Annotated in this window: 15 protein-coding genes; 3 read left to right on the forward strand and 12 right to left on the reverse strand. The window is 56.4% G+C overall.

Annotation, left to right across the window (positions count from 1 at the left end; genetic code table 11):
* Nucleotides 1-51: 51 nt before the first annotated feature.
* The 10 genes from LDN12_RS10305 to gcvT all read right to left on the reverse strand — a co-directional run bounded on the left by LDN12_RS10305 (nucleotide 52) and on the right by gcvT (nucleotide 9,460).
* Nucleotides 52-978, reverse strand: coding sequence for a rod shape-determining protein (locus tag LDN12_RS10305; RefSeq protein WP_223922591.1), 927 nt, complete (start codon nucleotides 976-978; stop codon nucleotides 52-54).
* Between the two features lie 24 nt (nucleotides 979-1,002).
* Nucleotides 1,003-1,935, reverse strand: a complete 933-nt coding sequence (gene secF / locus LDN12_RS10310) for a protein translocase subunit SecF (protein WP_223922592.1) — start codon at nucleotides 1,933-1,935, stop codon at nucleotides 1,003-1,005.
* Between the two features lie 186 nt (nucleotides 1,936-2,121).
* Nucleotides 2,122-2,472, reverse strand: coding sequence for a hypothetical protein (locus LDN12_RS10315; RefSeq protein WP_223922593.1), 351 nt, complete (start codon nucleotides 2,470-2,472; stop codon nucleotides 2,122-2,124).
* A 102-nt stretch (nucleotides 2,473-2,574) separates the two neighbouring features.
* Complete coding sequence (locus LDN12_RS10320) at nucleotides 2,575-3,258, reverse strand: PilZ domain-containing protein (protein WP_223922594.1); 684 nt, start codon at nucleotides 3,256-3,258, stop codon at nucleotides 2,575-2,577.
* Between the two features lie 17 nt (nucleotides 3,259-3,275).
* Nucleotides 3,276-4,136, reverse strand: coding sequence for a lipoyl synthase (lipA, locus tag LDN12_RS10325; protein WP_223922595.1), 861 nt, complete (start codon nucleotides 4,134-4,136; stop codon nucleotides 3,276-3,278).
* Entirely contained in the window at nucleotides 4,133-4,951 is an 819-nt protein-coding gene (locus LDN12_RS10330) for a lipoate--protein ligase family protein (RefSeq protein ID WP_223922596.1), read from the reverse strand. The genes lipA and LDN12_RS10330 overlap by 4 nt, the downstream gene beginning before the upstream one ends.
* A 21-nt stretch (nucleotides 4,952-4,972) precedes the next feature.
* Entirely contained in the window at nucleotides 4,973-6,415 is a 1,443-nt protein-coding gene (gcvPB, locus tag LDN12_RS10335; RefSeq protein WP_223922597.1) for an aminomethyl-transferring glycine dehydrogenase subunit GcvPB, read from the reverse strand.
* A 32-nt stretch (nucleotides 6,416-6,447) separates the two neighbouring features.
* Entirely contained in the window at nucleotides 6,448-7,788 is a 1,341-nt protein-coding gene (gene gcvPA, locus LDN12_RS10340; RefSeq protein ID WP_223922598.1) for an aminomethyl-transferring glycine dehydrogenase subunit GcvPA, read from the reverse strand.
* A gap of 23 nt (nucleotides 7,789-7,811) precedes the next feature.
* On the reverse strand, nucleotides 7,812-8,183 hold the full coding sequence (gene gcvH / locus LDN12_RS10345) for a glycine cleavage system protein GcvH (protein WP_223922599.1): 372 nt from the start codon (nucleotides 8,181-8,183) through the stop codon (nucleotides 7,812-7,814).
* A gap of 185 nt (nucleotides 8,184-8,368) precedes the next feature.
* Entirely contained in the window at nucleotides 8,369-9,460 is a 1,092-nt protein-coding gene (gene gcvT / locus LDN12_RS10350; RefSeq protein ID WP_223922600.1) for a glycine cleavage system aminomethyltransferase GcvT, read from the reverse strand.
* 480 nt (nucleotides 9,461-9,940) lie between these two features.
* Here gcvT and LDN12_RS10355 point away from each other — a divergent pair, with 480 nt between their 5' ends.
* Nucleotides 9,941-10,141, forward strand: a complete 201-nt coding sequence (locus LDN12_RS10355) for a hypothetical protein (protein ID WP_223922601.1) — start codon at nucleotides 9,941-9,943, stop codon at nucleotides 10,139-10,141.
* A 10-nt stretch (nucleotides 10,142-10,151) separates the two neighbouring features.
* Complete coding sequence (locus LDN12_RS10360) at nucleotides 10,152-11,861, forward strand: bifunctional diguanylate cyclase/phosphodiesterase (protein WP_223922602.1); 1,710 nt, start codon at nucleotides 10,152-10,154, stop codon at nucleotides 11,859-11,861.
* Nucleotides 11,862-11,948: 87 nt separating this feature from the next.
* Here LDN12_RS10360 and aroF read toward each other — a convergent pair whose 3' ends face one another.
* Nucleotides 11,949-12,968: a 3-deoxy-7-phosphoheptulonate synthase gene (gene aroF, locus LDN12_RS10365; RefSeq protein ID WP_223922603.1), complete on the reverse strand. Its 1,020-nt coding sequence runs from the start codon at nucleotides 12,966-12,968 to the stop codon at nucleotides 11,949-11,951.
* 913 nt (nucleotides 12,969-13,881) lie between these two features.
* On the opposite strand from aroF, the gene LDN12_RS10370 reads away from it, so the two are divergent.
* Nucleotides 13,882-14,070 (forward strand): hypothetical protein, encoded by a 189-nt coding sequence (locus tag LDN12_RS10370; protein ID WP_223922604.1) that lies wholly within the window; start codon nucleotides 13,882-13,884, stop codon nucleotides 14,068-14,070.
* A gap of 206 nt (nucleotides 14,071-14,276) precedes the next feature.
* Here the strand turns inward: LDN12_RS10370 and gptM are convergent, their stop codons facing one another.
* Nucleotides 14,277-15,572: a geopeptide radical SAM maturase gene (gene gptM / locus LDN12_RS10375; RefSeq protein WP_223922605.1), complete on the reverse strand. Its 1,296-nt coding sequence runs from the start codon at nucleotides 15,570-15,572 to the stop codon at nucleotides 14,277-14,279.
* Nucleotides 15,573-15,871 lie beyond the last annotated feature (299 nt).

Consider the following 15,871-nt stretch of genomic DNA (forward strand, 5'->3'; position numbering starts at 1 on the left):
ATCGGTATCGGGATGAAACGACATATTTCATGTTCGTGCTGTGTGTTCGCCTCAACGCTTCCACATATTGAGCATCGCCATGATCGGCAGCATGGCGTATGCTCCCTGTACGACCGCTTCGAGCGGATTGGCAACCGGCATGACCGTAATCCCGGTTGCCGCCTGAATCCTTTCCCGCATGCCTGCCAAAAGGGCGCCTCCTCCCGTCAGGGTAATGCCGTTTTCGATGATCTCGCTTCCCGTGGAGTGCGGTATCTCCCGGAGAAACCCCGTTATCAGGCCGAGGATCGCGGCCGCCACCGGCTCAAAGGCCTCCCGTGCTTCAACGAGACTGATCGGCTGCAGTACCGGGCTATCCTCCCCCGATGCCCCGAGTGCCTGCGTGGAAACCGCCGGGGAGCCGCAGAGCGCCGCGCGCACCAGCAACTCTGCCTGACGGGGGGAGATTCGCACGTTCCGTCTCCGGAACGCCGCATCCCGTACCGCCTTCCGGAGCGCGCCGCACCCTCCCCGCAGCGCTGCCGTGTCAACGACCTTGCCGGAGGTGATGACGGCGCAGTCCGTTACCCCTTCACCGATATCGACAACCATCCGGGCATAGGGCGACACAATGTCAACCCCAGCCCCAACGGCTGCGGCGAGGGGCTCCGGGACAACAACGACGGCCGCTGCGCCGCCCCGGGAAACACCCTCGATAAGAGCGTTGCGCTCCCAAGCATTTGCATCGGTCGGTGCGCACGCCACGGCGCGCGGCCGGATCATCCCGAAGATCCTCATTTTGGAAATGAGCGGTTCAAGAAGCGCCACCACCGCGTCCCCGTTCACCACGACACCGGATGACAACGCCGGGGCGTTTCCTGCCATGGAGGAACGGGTTATAACCCCATGGCCCTTGCTGACGATACGGGTCGTAGCTGTGCCCAGGTCTATGGCTATATCAGGTCGCCACGGGGAGAGTCCGCCCCAATGCTTGGCCATATCGGTTCTCCTGATCAAAAGTTTTCACGGCATTGAGGGCGCGGCCTCTTGCGGCTTGGCCCGTCCCGACCTGCGCTCCAGTTCCAGCACTATGGGACTTGCGATAAAGACGGACGAGTAGGTTGCGATGACGACACCGGCCACCAGGGCCAGGGCGAAATCGTGGATGACCTCTCCGCCGAAAAGAAAGAGCGACAGTGCCGCCATAAACGTGGTCAACGAGGTGATCACCGTCCGGGACAGGACTTCGTTGATGCTCCTGTTGAACACAACCGCCATGGGTTCCGACAGATTCCTGTTGAGATTTTCCCTGATCCGGTCGAACACCACCACCGTGTCGGTCAGAGAGTATCCTGCAATCGTAAGGACCGCCGTGATGAACAGGAGATTGATCTCCTTGTCCATGACGTAGAACAGGGCGATCATCGCCAGCACGTCATGGAGCGTGGAGACGACGGCGCCACAGCCGAACTTGAAATCAAAACGCCAGGCTATGTACATGATGATGCCGAGCATGGACACCCCCACCGCTATCATGGTGTCCTTTTTGAGCTTGTCCCCGATGGAAGGCCCGATCTCCGTGGAACTCTCCACCACGAAATCGTTCCCCGGGAATCCATTTTTGAAGACCTCGTTGATGGTATTAGCGTTGTTCCCCGCCATCAGACTGGCTTTTCCTATCTTGATAAGGAGTTTGTTTCCGTCCTGAATCTCCTGCAAGTTGGCCTCACTGAGGTTGTTCCGGGCAAGGAGTTCTCGGGCCTTTTCCAGGGAAACCGGCTGGGCGAAATTGAGCTGCACTGATGTGCCCCCGGAAAAGTCGATGCCCATATTGGCGGCGTTTCTGGTGATTTGGACAATGCCGATCATGCCCACTATAGCGATGATGCCCGATATGATGAAGGTGATGTTTCTCTTTCCGATAAAGTCGATGGCGGTTTTATTGATAAGTTGCACCGTTTCCTCCTGGAAGCGTGTTTTGGTGATGTAAAAGACGATGTTCCGCAGGCGGCACCAAAAGACGATGGCCGACGCCGGACGCAGTCTTGGATACAGAGACGCGCAAAAACCGTGTGCGGAAAAATCTTTTCCCACGCATACGGATTGCGATGGTGCCAAAGATGGTGCAGGGGGACGACGGCGTTACGCGGGCGGTGCCCTGGCAGGGACGGCTGGGAGTGCGGCCGAGATAACAACCTGGGGGTCATGCAGGGAAGGCGAGATGTGGGCGACAGGGATTCCGGGCCGGGAGGCCGTGCCGGAAAGATCCGCAAATGGGGCATTTTTCCCGATCTTGCCGTGGGAGGATTGCAACAGGGTTTTGACAACAGCGCTGGTGGCTGGCTTGGCTTTTTGCGGGCTTGAGAGCTTCGGTTCCCGTGGATTGGCAAGGTGGGGTACGCTTATCCCCTGGAGAATAAAGAAAAACGCGGCCACCATGACAAACGGCAGCAGATAGTTCCTGCGGGTGGAATATGTCTCCAATAAGCGCATGGATAAAACCTATACAAAATCGGTGCCGCGCGCAAGTGATATCGGTTTTTACCGTGCCGTATCAGCATGTTGCCATGCAGCGTTCGGCAGGTACGACCGCGATCATTTTTTTAGCTTGCCCCGGCAGAGCGAGAGGATCTCCGCCTGCTGCTGCGGGGTCATCACATCGAAGCGAACTCCGATACCGGGAATCTCGCTGGTCATCCCCCATTCCCGTTTCCAACATACAGTGGCCGTAATAGGTGATTGGTCGCTCAAGGCAACAAGACGTATCCATACGGTGGATAGAGGAGTGATCTCATCGTTGACACAGAACAGAAAACAGCCGCCCGGCGAAAAATCGATGCAGACGGTGCGCTCGGGGGTCGCCATATTCGGGGAACGTGACAACACGGCATTCAGATTAAGGAGGACCCTGCTGCAAATGGGAGCAACCTTTGGGTGTTGTTCACAGCAGTATCGGAGGTGTTCCTCAGGGGTATGGGCTCCCTCTTGGGCATCCCAGGAAATCAACATACGGATCTTTTGGGTTTTGGCGGTAACGTTGAGGCGTGCGTTGGGCAAGGCGTGCAGCGCATCGTCCACCAGACTTTTTTCATATCGGGAGGCCTTTACGATGAGTGGCATGTCAAGAAAAATGGCATTATAGGGCTGCCGGGCGGCCTGATTCGCCACGTCGCGTAGCGAGGACACCGTATGGCAGATCGCACGCTCTTTTTTAACAAACGCCTCATAAATGAGACGCCGTTCTTCATCGGCAACGGCCAGGAGTATTTGGGGCTGCATCCGTCATCTCCTCGTGATTATTCTGTTCCGGTATCCGCCAGGTATTGTCCTGCATGGTAGGAACTACGCACATAGGGGCCGCTCTCCACATGGATGAATCCCATATCACGGGCAATTTCCCGAAAACCCTCGAAAACCTCAGGCCGGACATACTCCTGCACCGGGTAATGGTTACGGCTGGGGGCCAGATACTGGCCGATGCTGAGATAGACGCAGCCTACCCCGCGCAGGTCGCCTAGCACCTGCACGACCTCGTCTTCCGCCTCGCCCATCCCTAACATGATGCCCGACTTGACCGGGATTTCAGGCGCCAATTCCCGGCAGGTGCGAAGCACATCCAGCGAACGGCCATATTCGGCACCGCTACGGATATGGTACAGGCGCGGCACAGTCTCTACGTTATGGGCGACAATATCCGGCCCTGCGGCTATAACGGTTGCGAGATTTTGGCGGTCCCCCTGAAAATCCGGGATCAACGGCTCAATGCGCGTCATGGGCGAGGCGGTGCGAATGGCGGTTATAGTGGCAGCGTAGATGGAACCCCCACCGTCCGGCAAGTCGTCCCGCGTCGGGCTGGTGATCACTACGTGGGCAAGCCCCAAGCGGACAACCGCCTCGGCAACTCTGGCCGGTTCACCATTGTCCACCGGCCCTGGCCGCGTCTTGTCAATGTTGCAGAAGGAACAGTGCCGGGTACAGTGCCTTCCCAGGATCAGAAACGTGGCCTGGCCACAGCGGAAACATTCCGAGATATTGGGGCAGAGCGCTTGTTGGCAGACAGTGTTCAGGCGCAACTCTCCCAAGAGTGTCCTCATCCCGGCCTGTTCTTGCGGGTTGACGCGCTTTTGCAGCCACTCGGGTTTCCTCACGATTCTCACGATTCCACCCCTTCCAGATTCCATCGGTCCGTAGCATAGCGTCCCACCAGCAACTCCCCGACCAGAGAGCGTTCCTGCTCCGTGAGCGGTTGGGGCAACAAATTCACCGCGAGATTTTTGCAAAAGGCATCGAGAAGCTTCCGTCTCACCAGACCGTAATCCACAGGAATGCCGCATTGTTCCAAGCTGGTGGCGTCATCGGCCTGAAAGGTATTTCGATCCTTCATGAATGACAGCCCCGTAGCAGCCCGGTTCACCAATGGCAGCGATCCGTGTTGGAAGATGATCTTCTTCTGTCGGCGCTGGGCATTGCCGCCGATCTTTCTGCCCCGCACCAGAATGTCGAAACTCTCCTTGCCCGCAAAACAGAAGGCGGTCCGTTCCCCCAGATGCACGTCGGGGGATACGGCATCCAGGGCGTAGGAGGCCTCAAGCCCCAGATCGCGGTACAAGGTGATCAGAAATCCGGTCAACACACGGAAAGAATCCTTGATGGAAGAAGTGGCAGGTATCTGCTCCGGCGAACAGACCAAAGCATAGGTCACTTCGTCGGCGTGGTAGATCGCGCCGCCGCCGGTAAAGCGGCGCACGATAGGTACCCCTTCGAGCCGGCAGCGCTCAAGGTCCAATACCTCGGCCGCCTTCTGGAATCGCCCCAGAGACAGGGCTGACGGTTGCCAGCCATACAGGCGCAGTACCGGCTGAGATCCGATCGGATCGAAAGAACGCAAAAGCGCCTCATCGATGGCCATGTTTTCCGGACCGGGACGCGGTACGTCCTCGATGAGGCGCCAAGTTGCCGCTGTGTCAGCCATCAGTGCCCGTACCGTTTCGTCTTACCCCTGGCAACAGACATTCTGCTCCCTGGCCGCCTTGGTCTCGTCCAGCCGCGAGACCGGCATGGTTAATGGCGCGTTCAAGAGCACCCGGGGATCACTCTCGGTGGCCTCGGCAGCCTCAATCATAACCTGGATAAAGGCGTCCATGGCAGCCTTGCTCTCAGTTTCGGTTGGCTCGATCATGATCGCTTCCTTGACGATCAGAGGGAAGTAGACCGTAGGAGGGTGATACCCCCGGTCAATCAGAAACTTGGCGATATCTATGGCATGCACGCCGTGGGCCAGTTGCCGGGAGGCCGAGAACACGCACTCGTGCATGCAGGTCTGATCGTAAGGGAGATCATAGTAGGGTTTCAGGCGTTCCTTGATGTAGTTAGCGTTGAGCACGGCCTGCTCGGATACCTGGATCAACCCCTCGCGTCCCAACATGATGATGTAGGCGTAAGCCCTGACCATAATGCCGAAGTTACCGTAAAAGTTGGCTGCTCGACCAATGGAACCGGGACTTGAGGTTTTAAGCGCAAAGGTTCCCTCGTCATCCATGACGATACGCGGCTGGGGCAAAAACGAGATCAAATCCTTCTTGACACCCACGGGGCCCGCGCCGGGACCGCCGCCGCCATGAGGCGTACCGAAAGTTTTGTGAAGGTTGACGTGCACCACGTCAAAGCCTACGTCGCCCGGCTTGACCTTGCCCATGATAGCGTTCAGGTTGGCGCCGTCATAATACATCAGCGCATCAAAAGAGTGGGCGATATCACTGATTTCCTTGATATGTGGATTGAACAGCCCCAGAGTGTTGGGGCAGGTCATCATCACCGCCGCCACCTCATCGTTCATGGCCTGCCTGAACAGCTCCATGTCCATGTCACCGTAAGGCGCGGTCGGCACGGTGATGATCTCGTAGCCGGCGATGGCGGCGGAGGCCGGGTTGGTGCCGTGGGACGAATCAGGCACCACCACATATTTCTTCCTGTTGCCCTTGGCACGGTGGTAGGCGGAGATCAGCAGAATACCGGTCATCTCGCCATGAGCCCCAGCCAAGGGTTGAGTGGTGACCTCATCCATGCCGGTGATGTCGGCCAGCATCTGCCCCAGGTCGTAGAGCATCCCCAGGTTCCCCTGGCAAAACTCTTCCCCCCCGGGCAAAAGAGCTGTCATGGGGTGGAAAGAGGCAAACAGGGTCGCAGAGTTCTCCAGCACTTTGGCATTGTACTTCATGGTACAGGAGCCGAGGGGGTAGAAATTGGTATCCACCGAAAAGTTGCGACGAGACAGGCGGGTGAAGTGTCGCACCAGATCCAGCTCCGACACCTCGGCCAAGCCGGCCGGCTCCTTACGTAGCAGCCCTTCCGGCAGAGCGAGAGCCGAAGGCACGTCCGAGGCCGGTAGTTTTACGCCTCTACGGCCGGGAACGGATTGTTCGTAGATAAGTTCCATAAGATTGTCTCTCCAAGATCAGAAATACCCTATTACAGCTCAGCCCGCAGCACATCGGCCAACCGGTCGATCTCTTTTTTCGTTCTCTTCTCGGTGACCGTCACCACCAGGGCGTTGGCTGAATCCTCATAGTAATCCCCCAACGGCACACCGACGGCAATGCCTTGTCTTAGCAATTCCGTCACAACCGGTGCGGCTGGCTTGGGCAGGAATACCGTAAACTCATTAAAGGTCGGCGCCGATTGCAGCACCGCCACACCTGGAATTGTGGAAAGGCACGCCTTGGCGTACTCGGCCTTGTCACGGTTGAGGCGGGCCAGTTCGGCCAGACCTTCCCTACCCACGGACGACAGGAAGATCAGGCCGCGCAGGGCGCACAGTCCCTGATTGCTACAGATATTGGAGGTGGCCTTGTGACGTTTGATGTGCTGTTCGCGGGCCTGGAGGGTCAACACGAAGCCGCGCTTGCCGTTCTTGTCAACGGTTTCGCCGACGATGCGGCCCGGCATGTTGCGAATAAAAGCTTTTTTTGCAGCGATAAAGCCGAAGGAGGGGCCGCCGAAGGAGAGCGGGTTACCCAGGCTCTGGCCGTCCCCCACGGCGATATCGACCCCCATCTCGCCAGGAGACATGATAAGGCCTAGTGAGACCGGATAGACAGAAGCCACCAGCAGGGCTCCCACGGCGTGGACCTGGGCCGCCAGAGGGCTCATGTCCTCGATGCAGCCGAAGAAGTTGGGATTCTGCACCAGCACGGCCGCAACCCGCTCATCCAGGCAGGCGGCCAGAGCGACGTGGTTCAGAAGGCCGTCCAGGGGAGCGATCTCCACCACCTCCACATCCTGATTGTAGAGGTAGGTCTTGAGCACCTGCCGCGAGAAGGGATTGACGCAGCCATCCACCACGATCCGGTTGCGACCGGTCACCCTCAGGGCCATCATGGCGGCCTCGGCGCAGGCGGTGGCGCCGTCGTAGAGCGAAGCGTTGGACACATCCAGTCCGGTCAGGCGACAGATTGCTGTTTGGTATTCGAACAAGGCCTGCAAGGTCCCCTGTGAGCATTCCGGCTGATAGGGGGTGTAGGCGGTGTAGAACTCGGCCCGGCCCGAAAGATGATCGACCACGGCAGGGATGATATGGTCGTAAAAACCGCCCCCAATGAAATTGACCATGGCGGCGCTATTGTCGGAGGCAATGGCTTGCATCCGGGTAAAGGTCTCGAATTCGGACATGCCGGAGGGGATATTGAAGGTCTTGGCACGCAATTCAGACGGGATCGGGGCAAACAGCTCCTCGACGCTGGAAACGCCGACAACCGAGAGCATTTCCTTGATCTCTTCCGGTGTATGGGGGCAGTAATGGCTGTCGTTCATGAATAAACTCTCCTGGAAAAAAGCTACACCGTTTTCAGATAGTCGTCGTACTGTTCCCGGGTCATCAGATTCTTCAACTCCGCCTCGTCGGCGATCTCCACCCAGGCCAGCCAGCCGGCGTCTTCCGCACTTTCGTTGACGATCTCCGGGGCATCGTTCAAGGCTTCATTGATCTTGACCACCTTGCCGGAAATCGGCGAATAGATATCGCTGGCCGCCTTGACCGATTCAATGGCCCCCAGCATATCGAACTGCTTGACTACCTTGCCCATGGCGGGCAGTTCAACAAAGGTGATGTCTCCCAGTTCATGGGCGGCGTGTTCGCTGATGCCGACCGCGCCGATCCCGTCCTTTACCTTGACCCATTCGTGTTCTTTGGTAAAATAGATGCTCATGTCGGTACGACCTCCTTTAAGATAAAAAATCTGCAAAATCCACCGCAGAAACAGAGAAAAAACTTGGAACACAGCAAACAAACAACTCTTGATAATAGCTTTACCCAAAAATGTTATTTTTCTTTTCTTCTGTGCAGTGTCTCCGCGTCTCTGTGGCAAATTATGTCCTAAACTCTGCCTAAACTTTACGACCTGAGCGACCCGCCCCGGTAGAAGGGAAGCTCGCAGATCGTGGCTTCCATGCTGACCCGTTCATGAATGATGGTAAGCGGCGTACCGACCGTGGCCAGGTCCGGCTTGACGAACCCCAGGCCGACGCCACGACCAAGCATGGGGGAAAAGACCCCACTGGTCACCGTACCGACGTTCTCACCGCCGAAACACAATTCGTAATGATGGCGCGGTGAGCGGCGACTGTTCACCTCAAAGGCCACCTTTCTGCGGGCCACGCCTTCTTCCTTCTGGCGCAGCAGGGACGCCTTGCCGACAAAGTCCCTGGTCAGGTCCACAAACCCCTCCAACCCGGCCTCCATTGGCGTGGTCGCCTCGTCGATGTCGCTGCCATAGAGCGAATAGCCCACCTCAAGGCGCAGCACGTCCCGGGCTCCCAACCCGGCGGGTCTGACCCGTTCATCTTTCAGCAGCAGGTCCCACAACTCGCCCACCTTGTCCGAAGGGATGAATATCTCATAACCAAGTTCGCCGGTATAACCGGTGCGGCTGATAATGGCCTCCACACCCAGAAGGTTCAAGGTGATGAACCTGAAGTAAGGGATGGCGGCGATTTCTGTGCCAAAGGCCGCTACCATGACATCGCGGGAGAGCGGCCCCTGAACATCCAGTTTCCCGGTACCGGCGGAGATATCGGTGAAGATTCCCCCCTTCAATCTGTCGTTTATGACGACAAAATCATTAGTGGCGGTGGCCGCATTGACTACGATCATAGCCTTGTCGTCAGCCATACGAAAAACAATAAGATCGTCAATGATGCCACCGTCTGCGTTGAGCAGGAAGCCGTAACGCGAACGGCCTACCGGAATTGTCGTAACCGAAAAGGTAAATACCTCATTCAGGCCGCCGGCCACAAAATCCCCCTCAAAGAGAAATTCTCCCATGTGGCAGATATCGAAGAGCGCCGCCTTGGCACGACACCATGCATGTTCGGCAATGATCCCTTCATACTGGATCGGCATGTTCCAACCACCGAAGGGCGCCATCAGCGCCTTGAGTGCCTCGTGCCGCCCGCAAAGCGGCGTTACTCTGAGCTGTTCATCCATGATTCGTCTCTCCCGGTATCTCAAGAAGTGGCGCAGGGCAAGCCCCTATCGGCTTCTCTATTTTTTCCGCATGGTAGAGGAATTGCGGCGTATACGCAACTCGAAAAATAGAAAAATGAGATGCCCGATAACAACTGTTTTATTTGATAAAATCAGGAATTATGCATAGAAATTTGCTGACACGCCCCCGAATGGGGGCGCGAATTCCATTCAAAACCGTGAGTTCGCGCCGTGAGGCCCTTTTCTGCACGCTCCCTCTGCACACTGCTTCGTTATTCAAAAACAACACAAATGAAATGAATATCCCGGCACCGGCATTGGTCTTGCACTCAATAACAAATATTGCTTATGGAATTACTGGTGGAGAAATTCGGTTCGAATCCGAGCAGGATACAGGATCAGACACCCTTTTCAGCCTGTCGTCAGATGAATAGACAGATCCTGTTTTTCGCCAGTTGACGAGTTTTAGGAGGTTCATGCATGGTGTTCCCTTGCTTCAAAGCAGCAGGAATTCTGTTGGTCGAGGACAATCCCTCCGATGTCAGTCTGTTGATGGAACCACCAAAGGGCTTAAAACCATTCAACAACATCAATATGGTCGAAGCCGGCAGCCGGGCCGTTACCTTCCTATGTTGCAGAAGGGTAGATACCCCGGCGGCACTGAAGCTTACCGAAATGTGAGTTCATTGCCATGCCCTACGCCGAAATAATCAGAGTGCTCTTGATTGAAGATAATCCCGCCGACGTGCGACTACTGAGAGCATGTTTCTCGGAACTAACGGATGTGCTCTTTCTAGTCCACGATGCCGGCAGCATTGCATCTGCGGTGCGCCTCGTCTCGGAGAAGCACTTCGACATCATCCTCCTCGATCTCTCGCTGCCCGACAGCATCGGCCTTGAAACGCTACGCCACATGCACACCCAGGCCCCCGATATCCCTATCATCGTCCTGACCGACATAGCCGACGACGCCCTGGCCCTCACCGCCATGCGGCACGGCGCCCAGGATTATCTGCTCAAGGGACAGTTCGACATCAATCTGCTCAGCCGAGCCATCCGTTACACTATCGAACGTAAGCGGGCCGAGGCGGAGATCAAAAAGCTGGCCTACTACGATACCCTGACCGGGCTCCCCAACCGGGTTCTATTCGGTGACCGGCTCAAACAGGCTATTGCCATGACAGAACGAGACAAAAAGGGCTTGGCGCTTCTGTACCTTGACCTTGACCAGTTCAAACGCGTAAATGACACCTTGGGGCACGCCTACGGCGACCGCCTGCTAAAGATTTGTGCCGACCGTATCCAGGGGTGCCTGCGTAGCTCCGACACCGTTGCCCGCATTGGCGGCGACGAGTTCGTCATCATCCTGCCTCTGCTTTCAGGAGGTGACGATGTTTCCAGGGTTGCGGACAAGATCCTTGAAAACCTCAATAAGTCGGTTCAATTCGAGAACCACACCATTTACACCAGTGCCAGCATCGGTATCGCGCTGCACCCCGAAAATGGTGCAACGGTTGACGAACTGCTGAAAAACGCCGACATTGCCATGTATCAGGCCAAGGAGAAGGGCCGGAACAACTATCAGTTCTATTCCGAAAAGATGAATGAGCAGGCGCTTGCACGGCAGGTGATTGAGTCAAGCCTGCGTCAGGCCGTGGCACGAAATGAGTTTTTCCTGGTATACCAACCGCTTTTCGACATCGCAAGCCGCACGATCATCGGATTTGAAGCCCTGATCCGCTGGCGGCACCCACAACACGGGGACATGCTTCCGCCCCAATTCATCGACGTCGCCGAAGAAACCGGCATGATTATCGCCATCGGCGAGTGGGTCCTGCGGACAGCGTGCCGTCAGGCCCGGCAATGGCAAAACGGTGGTTCGGACCGCTTGCGCATATCTGTCAACGTCTCGGCTGGCCAATTTAAACACGACAGGTTCCTTGACATCGTCGAAGCGGCCCTGAAGGAATCCAGCCTGCCACCCGGTTGCCTTGAGCTTGACCTAACCGAGAGCACTATCATGGAACGGGGTGAAAGGAACATCCACGTTCTGACGAAACTCAAGGAAATGGGGGTTTCCCTGGCCATTGACGACTTCGGCACCGGCTATTCTTCCCTCTCGTACCTCAAGCACTTTCCCATCGACCGGGTCAAGATCGACGGAGCCTTTGTGCGGGATATCGCCCCCGACGGTGAAAATGCGGCCATCGCCGAGGCGATCATCTTTATGGCCCACTCCCTCAAGCTCAACGTGGTGGCCGAAGGGGTCGAGCAGGAGAAACAGTATTCGTTCCTTCACAGCCGCAACTGCGATGAACTGCAAGGGTTCCTGATGAGCCGACCCTTGCTGCCGGAAGACATCGCGCCGCTCCTGCGCACCTATACCATCTTAACGCATTAGTGCGTTTCCGTCCGGAGCTTCCGGATGGAAACTAGTTATAACGCCGTGGCGCCCCGTGCGTTTTTTTGCCGATGGGACGCCACCTCTCTACAGCGACCTTCCCGCCGCCTCGGCGAACAACCGCAACCTGTCCATCATCACCTGAAATTTGGCCGGTTTCAGCGATTGTGGCCCGTCGCTGGAGGCATGCTCCGGGTCGGGATGGACTTCCACGATCAGGCCATCGGCTCCGCACGCCACCGCGGCGTAGCACATGGGGGCGACATAGTGATGATTGCCGGTACCGTGGGAGGGATCTACCACCACCGGCAGATGGGTCTTTTCCTTGAGCACCGGCACGGCCGACAGGTCAAGGGTATTGCGGGTGGCAGTCTCGAAGGTGCGGATGCCACGCTCGCAGAGGATCACCGACTGGTTACCCTCGCTCATGACATACTCGGCGCTCATGAGGAACTCCTGGATCGTCATTGACATCCCGCGTTTCAGCAGGACCGGCCTGCCGAGCTGGCCGACCTTTTTCAGAAGGGCAAAATTCTGGGAATTTCGGGCACCTATTTGGAGGATGTCCGAGTACTCCGCCACCAGTTCGGCGGTTTCAGGGTTGATCACCTCGGTGACGAACGGCAATCCGGTCAGTGCCCGGGCCTTGGCCAACAACTTGAGCCCTTCCTCCTCCAACCCCTGGAACGAATAAGGCGACGTGCGCGGCTTGAAGGCTCCACCCCGCAGAATGTGGGCTCCCGCCCTCTTTACCGCCTCAGCCGTTTCAACGATCTGCTTTTCGTTTTCTACAGAACAGGGACCGGCCATCATAATCACCCGCCCCCCACCGATTGCCACCTCGTCGTTGATGCGCACGACACTCGACTCCTTTTTGACCTCCTTGGAGGCCAGTTTGTAAGGTTGCAGGATAGGCACAACGTTTTCAACGCCGTGCAGCGATTCGAGGGATTGCAGCACCGCCTTGCCGCGCTCGTCCCCCACCGCGCCGATGACATCCCTGGTCGAGCCGTGGATCACATGGGGTTTGTAGCCCAATTCCTTGATGCGCTTCAACACCTCGTCCTTGTCCTTCTTTACTGCGCCTGCTTTCATTACAATGATCATCCCCTGTTCCTTTCCCACAAGCAAAAGGGCCGAAGGTTTCCCCCCGGCCCTGTCCGCATCTCATGCGTAAATAAAAAGCCGGGGGACTGTCTGTCCACCCGGCTTGTGGTGTGTAATGGTTTCGCTTCCTTGCGCTTACACCTTTGCCTGGGCAGACGGCCTGAAATAAAAGCCGTACCAAAAGAAAAAGTAAAAAGCGCTAAAGAAACGATTCAAATTCATGATCGGCATCAAATCATAGCCGCACAGGGTTTGTCAAGGCAAATTTTTTTGCCTTGACCGGCACCCCTGACTCCTGTGGGGAAGTCCACACATTTTGCTGCAACTGCCCCAAAAAGATCTTCTGTCTTGCCGTGGGAGCTCCATTACCTCACGCTCCGTAGACTATACATGCCCTCCTTCTCGCTCGATTGGGCATCCGTGGCCATCGGTTGCGATCACGGGGGCAATCTCTTGGCTGTTTTTCCCCGTATACCATGGCCACGTAAGCACAACTCAGACGGCGGTTCAGCCCACACATTGGAACGGCACCTCCAAGGGGGAACTCGGATCGGTACCCGTTATTTCGATGGTGACCTGAAGTGGGGAACTTCTTTTGCCGGCAGGGCAAAGGAGGGAAATGGTATGAAAGCCGGCATTGCACAGCTTGGTCAAAGGCCTGCCGGAATCGTCTTTGTTGGGCCCAAGATCAGCGCCATCAAGGATTACGTTACCGTTCAGCGGGCAGGGGCAGCGGAAAAACTCCATGAAAAGCCTCCAAAATGTGCTGGATTACACCGGGCGGTGCTGAAACAATCCTCACACCCGCCTCCCGGCGCAGACCACCGGTCATACAATCAACTTCCATGCCCATAGCCCAGCATGCCGTTCAAAGCATTCTCGATAGTTTCGGGAGGCCATCTGTGGAGCAACAGTGGACTACCTGACCGCATTCCGTGCATCGGCGGCCAACAATGGTAAATATCAGGGAATTGCAACGGGCTGGACAATTCAGGCTGCTTTGCGTTGGCTGGATCGAAATCACAACGGCCGGCAGGGGGGTGACAATAAAAATTGCTCGACATTGGGCTTACCCAAAATTCCAGTTGGACATATATTGTGAACGGCGAATTTTGTGATAACCAAGGAGAGACATGAAAATGTTAATTTTTTTAACACAAGAACAAAATTACGTTACAACTAATTGAATTTAAATTATAAAAATACAAACCTGAAAAGTGTTAATTTTTTTAACACTATAACAACAAATTGATTAATTTCATAGTGTTATACCACTTAAGCAGAGTGTTAATAAAATTAACACCTGCTTTATGCCGCCGACTTTCCCATGGCCAAATCCTGACGAACGAGTTGCTCCAAGGCTTCGTCCAGGTAAGCGCGGCGACAGTCAACCCCTTCCATAGCCCCGGTTTTCAACAAACGGAAAAAGCGGCAACCGCCGAAACAGAGCGGCAAGTAGGCGCATTCAAGGCATTCGTCGTTTTTCCAGAGATCCAGATTATGGGACGCGGCGTAATCCCCCACCCCGTCGGCTAGGGAGCCGACCCGCAACTCTTCACGCCCCATGAAAGCGGGGCATTTGTACAGCGAACCGTCGTAACCCACCACCAGGTCGTGCTCGAACTCGATCATGCAGGCGGCCGACCGGAGTTTTGGGACCGGAAAGCCCCGCGTGATGGCCTCTTGTCGCAGGAACAGACTGGCCTCGATCACCCATGGTTCATCGGTTGAGGCGCAGGCGGAATTCAGGTCGCTCGACACGCTGCCGTCAGCTTTGGGCATGACCGGCGCAAACCCTATTGCTTTCAGTGCCGCCGGGGAGATCCCCTCGGCTACCAGATAATCCAGCATCTCCGGGAAACGTCGAAAATTATCTCTGGTATAGTTCCCCCCCAAGTCCACCGGCACCAAGTCATGGACCGCCTTGACATTGGCAACGATGGTGTCGAAGCTCCCCTTGCCGGAGACAAAGGGGCGCTGTTGGTCATGGATGTCCTTGGGGCCGTCCAGAGTCGCTCTGACGGCGGCCAGTCCTAATGGTAGAAGGTCCTGAACAACCTGTCGGGTCAAAAGAGTGGCATTTGTGATGATGTTGAACGTAAAGGTGACCCCCAACTCCCGGGCCGCCTCGACAAGATGGCCGGCGATACGCTTCAAAAGCGGCAAAGCCATCAGAGCCTCGCCCCCGTAAAAATCCACGGTAACATTCCGACCTATGGCCATCTGTTCTTTGAGGCGTAGTATCAGCAATTCGGCAGTGTGGTCGTCCATCACGAACCGTCCCCGGAAGGGGTCTTCGAAGCAATAACCGCAAGCCAGGTTGCATTCCAGGGTCAGGGTGACCAAGGCAGCAAAGCGACGGCTTGTGCTGCCGATGGTCTCGAATGTTGCCCGTACCTCCTCCCGCTCCAGAGCCCGGTCCGGCACCAACACCCCCAGGCGCACCAGAGTGTCGCGCTCCTTCTCCGTCAATCCGTTCGTACGGGCTCTCTCCAAGAGCCCCTCGGACAGCTCCAGCACTGCACAGCGCCGGGTAGCCACGGCCAGGACCCGGCCCTGCTTGTCGAGACAGGGATAGATCTTCAGGTAGCTCGTCAATTCCATCAGTCGGTTCCCTCCGCGAAAACCTGCGGGGAGGGTCGCCCCTCCCCCAAGGAAACATCTAGTTCAGCTTTGCCATGCTACCAGTTGCACAACAAGCGTTTACGACACCTGCAACGTGTCCTTCCTCCAACACCACCAACTCCTCATTGACTTCACGCATTTGCCTCACCTCTCTTTCATTTTAGTGTGTTGCAACATCGCACGGCTGGCTTTTTGCACATAATTGAATCCTACCAAACCTTCAGAGAAACAGTCGCCGACATTGCCAGAAGCCGTTTTCCCTTCCCATGGCAATGCAA

The sequence above is a fragment of the Geobacter sp. AOG2 genome (assembly GCF_019972295.1).
GTDB lineage: Bacteria > Desulfobacterota > Desulfuromonadia > Geobacterales > Pseudopelobacteraceae > Oryzomonas.

Excerpts from the sequence above, each read along its gene's own strand:
- LDN12_RS10305 (WP_223922591.1), bottom strand. The coding sequence starts at position 978 with ATGGCCAAGCATTGGGGCGGACTCTCCCCGTGGCGACCTGATATAGCC.
- LDN12_RS10315 (WP_223922593.1), bottom strand. The coding sequence starts at position 2,472 with ATGCGCTTATTGGAGACATATTCCACCCGCAGGAACTATCTGCTGCCG.
- LDN12_RS10320 (WP_223922594.1), bottom strand. The coding sequence starts at position 3,258 with ATGCAGCCCCAAATACTCCTGGCCGTTGCCGATGAAGAACGGCGTCTC.
- LDN12_RS10330 (WP_223922596.1), bottom strand. The coding sequence starts at position 4,951 with ATGGCTGACACAGCGGCAACTTGGCGCCTCATCGAGGACGTACCGCGT.
- gcvPB (WP_223922597.1), bottom strand. The coding sequence starts at position 6,415 with ATGGAACTTATCTACGAACAATCCGTTCCCGGCCGTAGAGGCGTAAAA.
- gcvPA (WP_223922598.1), bottom strand. The coding sequence starts at position 7,788 with ATGAACGACAGCCATTACTGCCCCCATACACCGGAAGAGATCAAGGAA.
- gcvH (WP_223922599.1), bottom strand. The coding sequence starts at position 8,183 with ATGAGCATCTATTTTACCAAAGAACACGAATGGGTCAAGGTAAAGGAC.
- gcvT (WP_223922600.1), bottom strand. The coding sequence starts at position 9,460 with ATGGATGAACAGCTCAGAGTAACGCCGCTTTGCGGGCGGCACGAGGCA.
- LDN12_RS10355 (WP_223922601.1), top strand. The coding sequence starts at position 9,941 with ATGGTGTTCCCTTGCTTCAAAGCAGCAGGAATTCTGTTGGTCGAGGAC.
- LDN12_RS10360 (WP_223922602.1), top strand. The coding sequence starts at position 10,152 with ATGCCCTACGCCGAAATAATCAGAGTGCTCTTGATTGAAGATAATCCC.
- aroF (WP_223922603.1), bottom strand. The coding sequence starts at position 12,968 with ATGATCATTGTAATGAAAGCAGGCGCAGTAAAGAAGGACAAGGACGAG.
- gptM (WP_223922605.1), bottom strand. The coding sequence starts at position 15,572 with ATGGAATTGACGAGCTACCTGAAGATCTATCCCTGTCTCGACAAGCAG.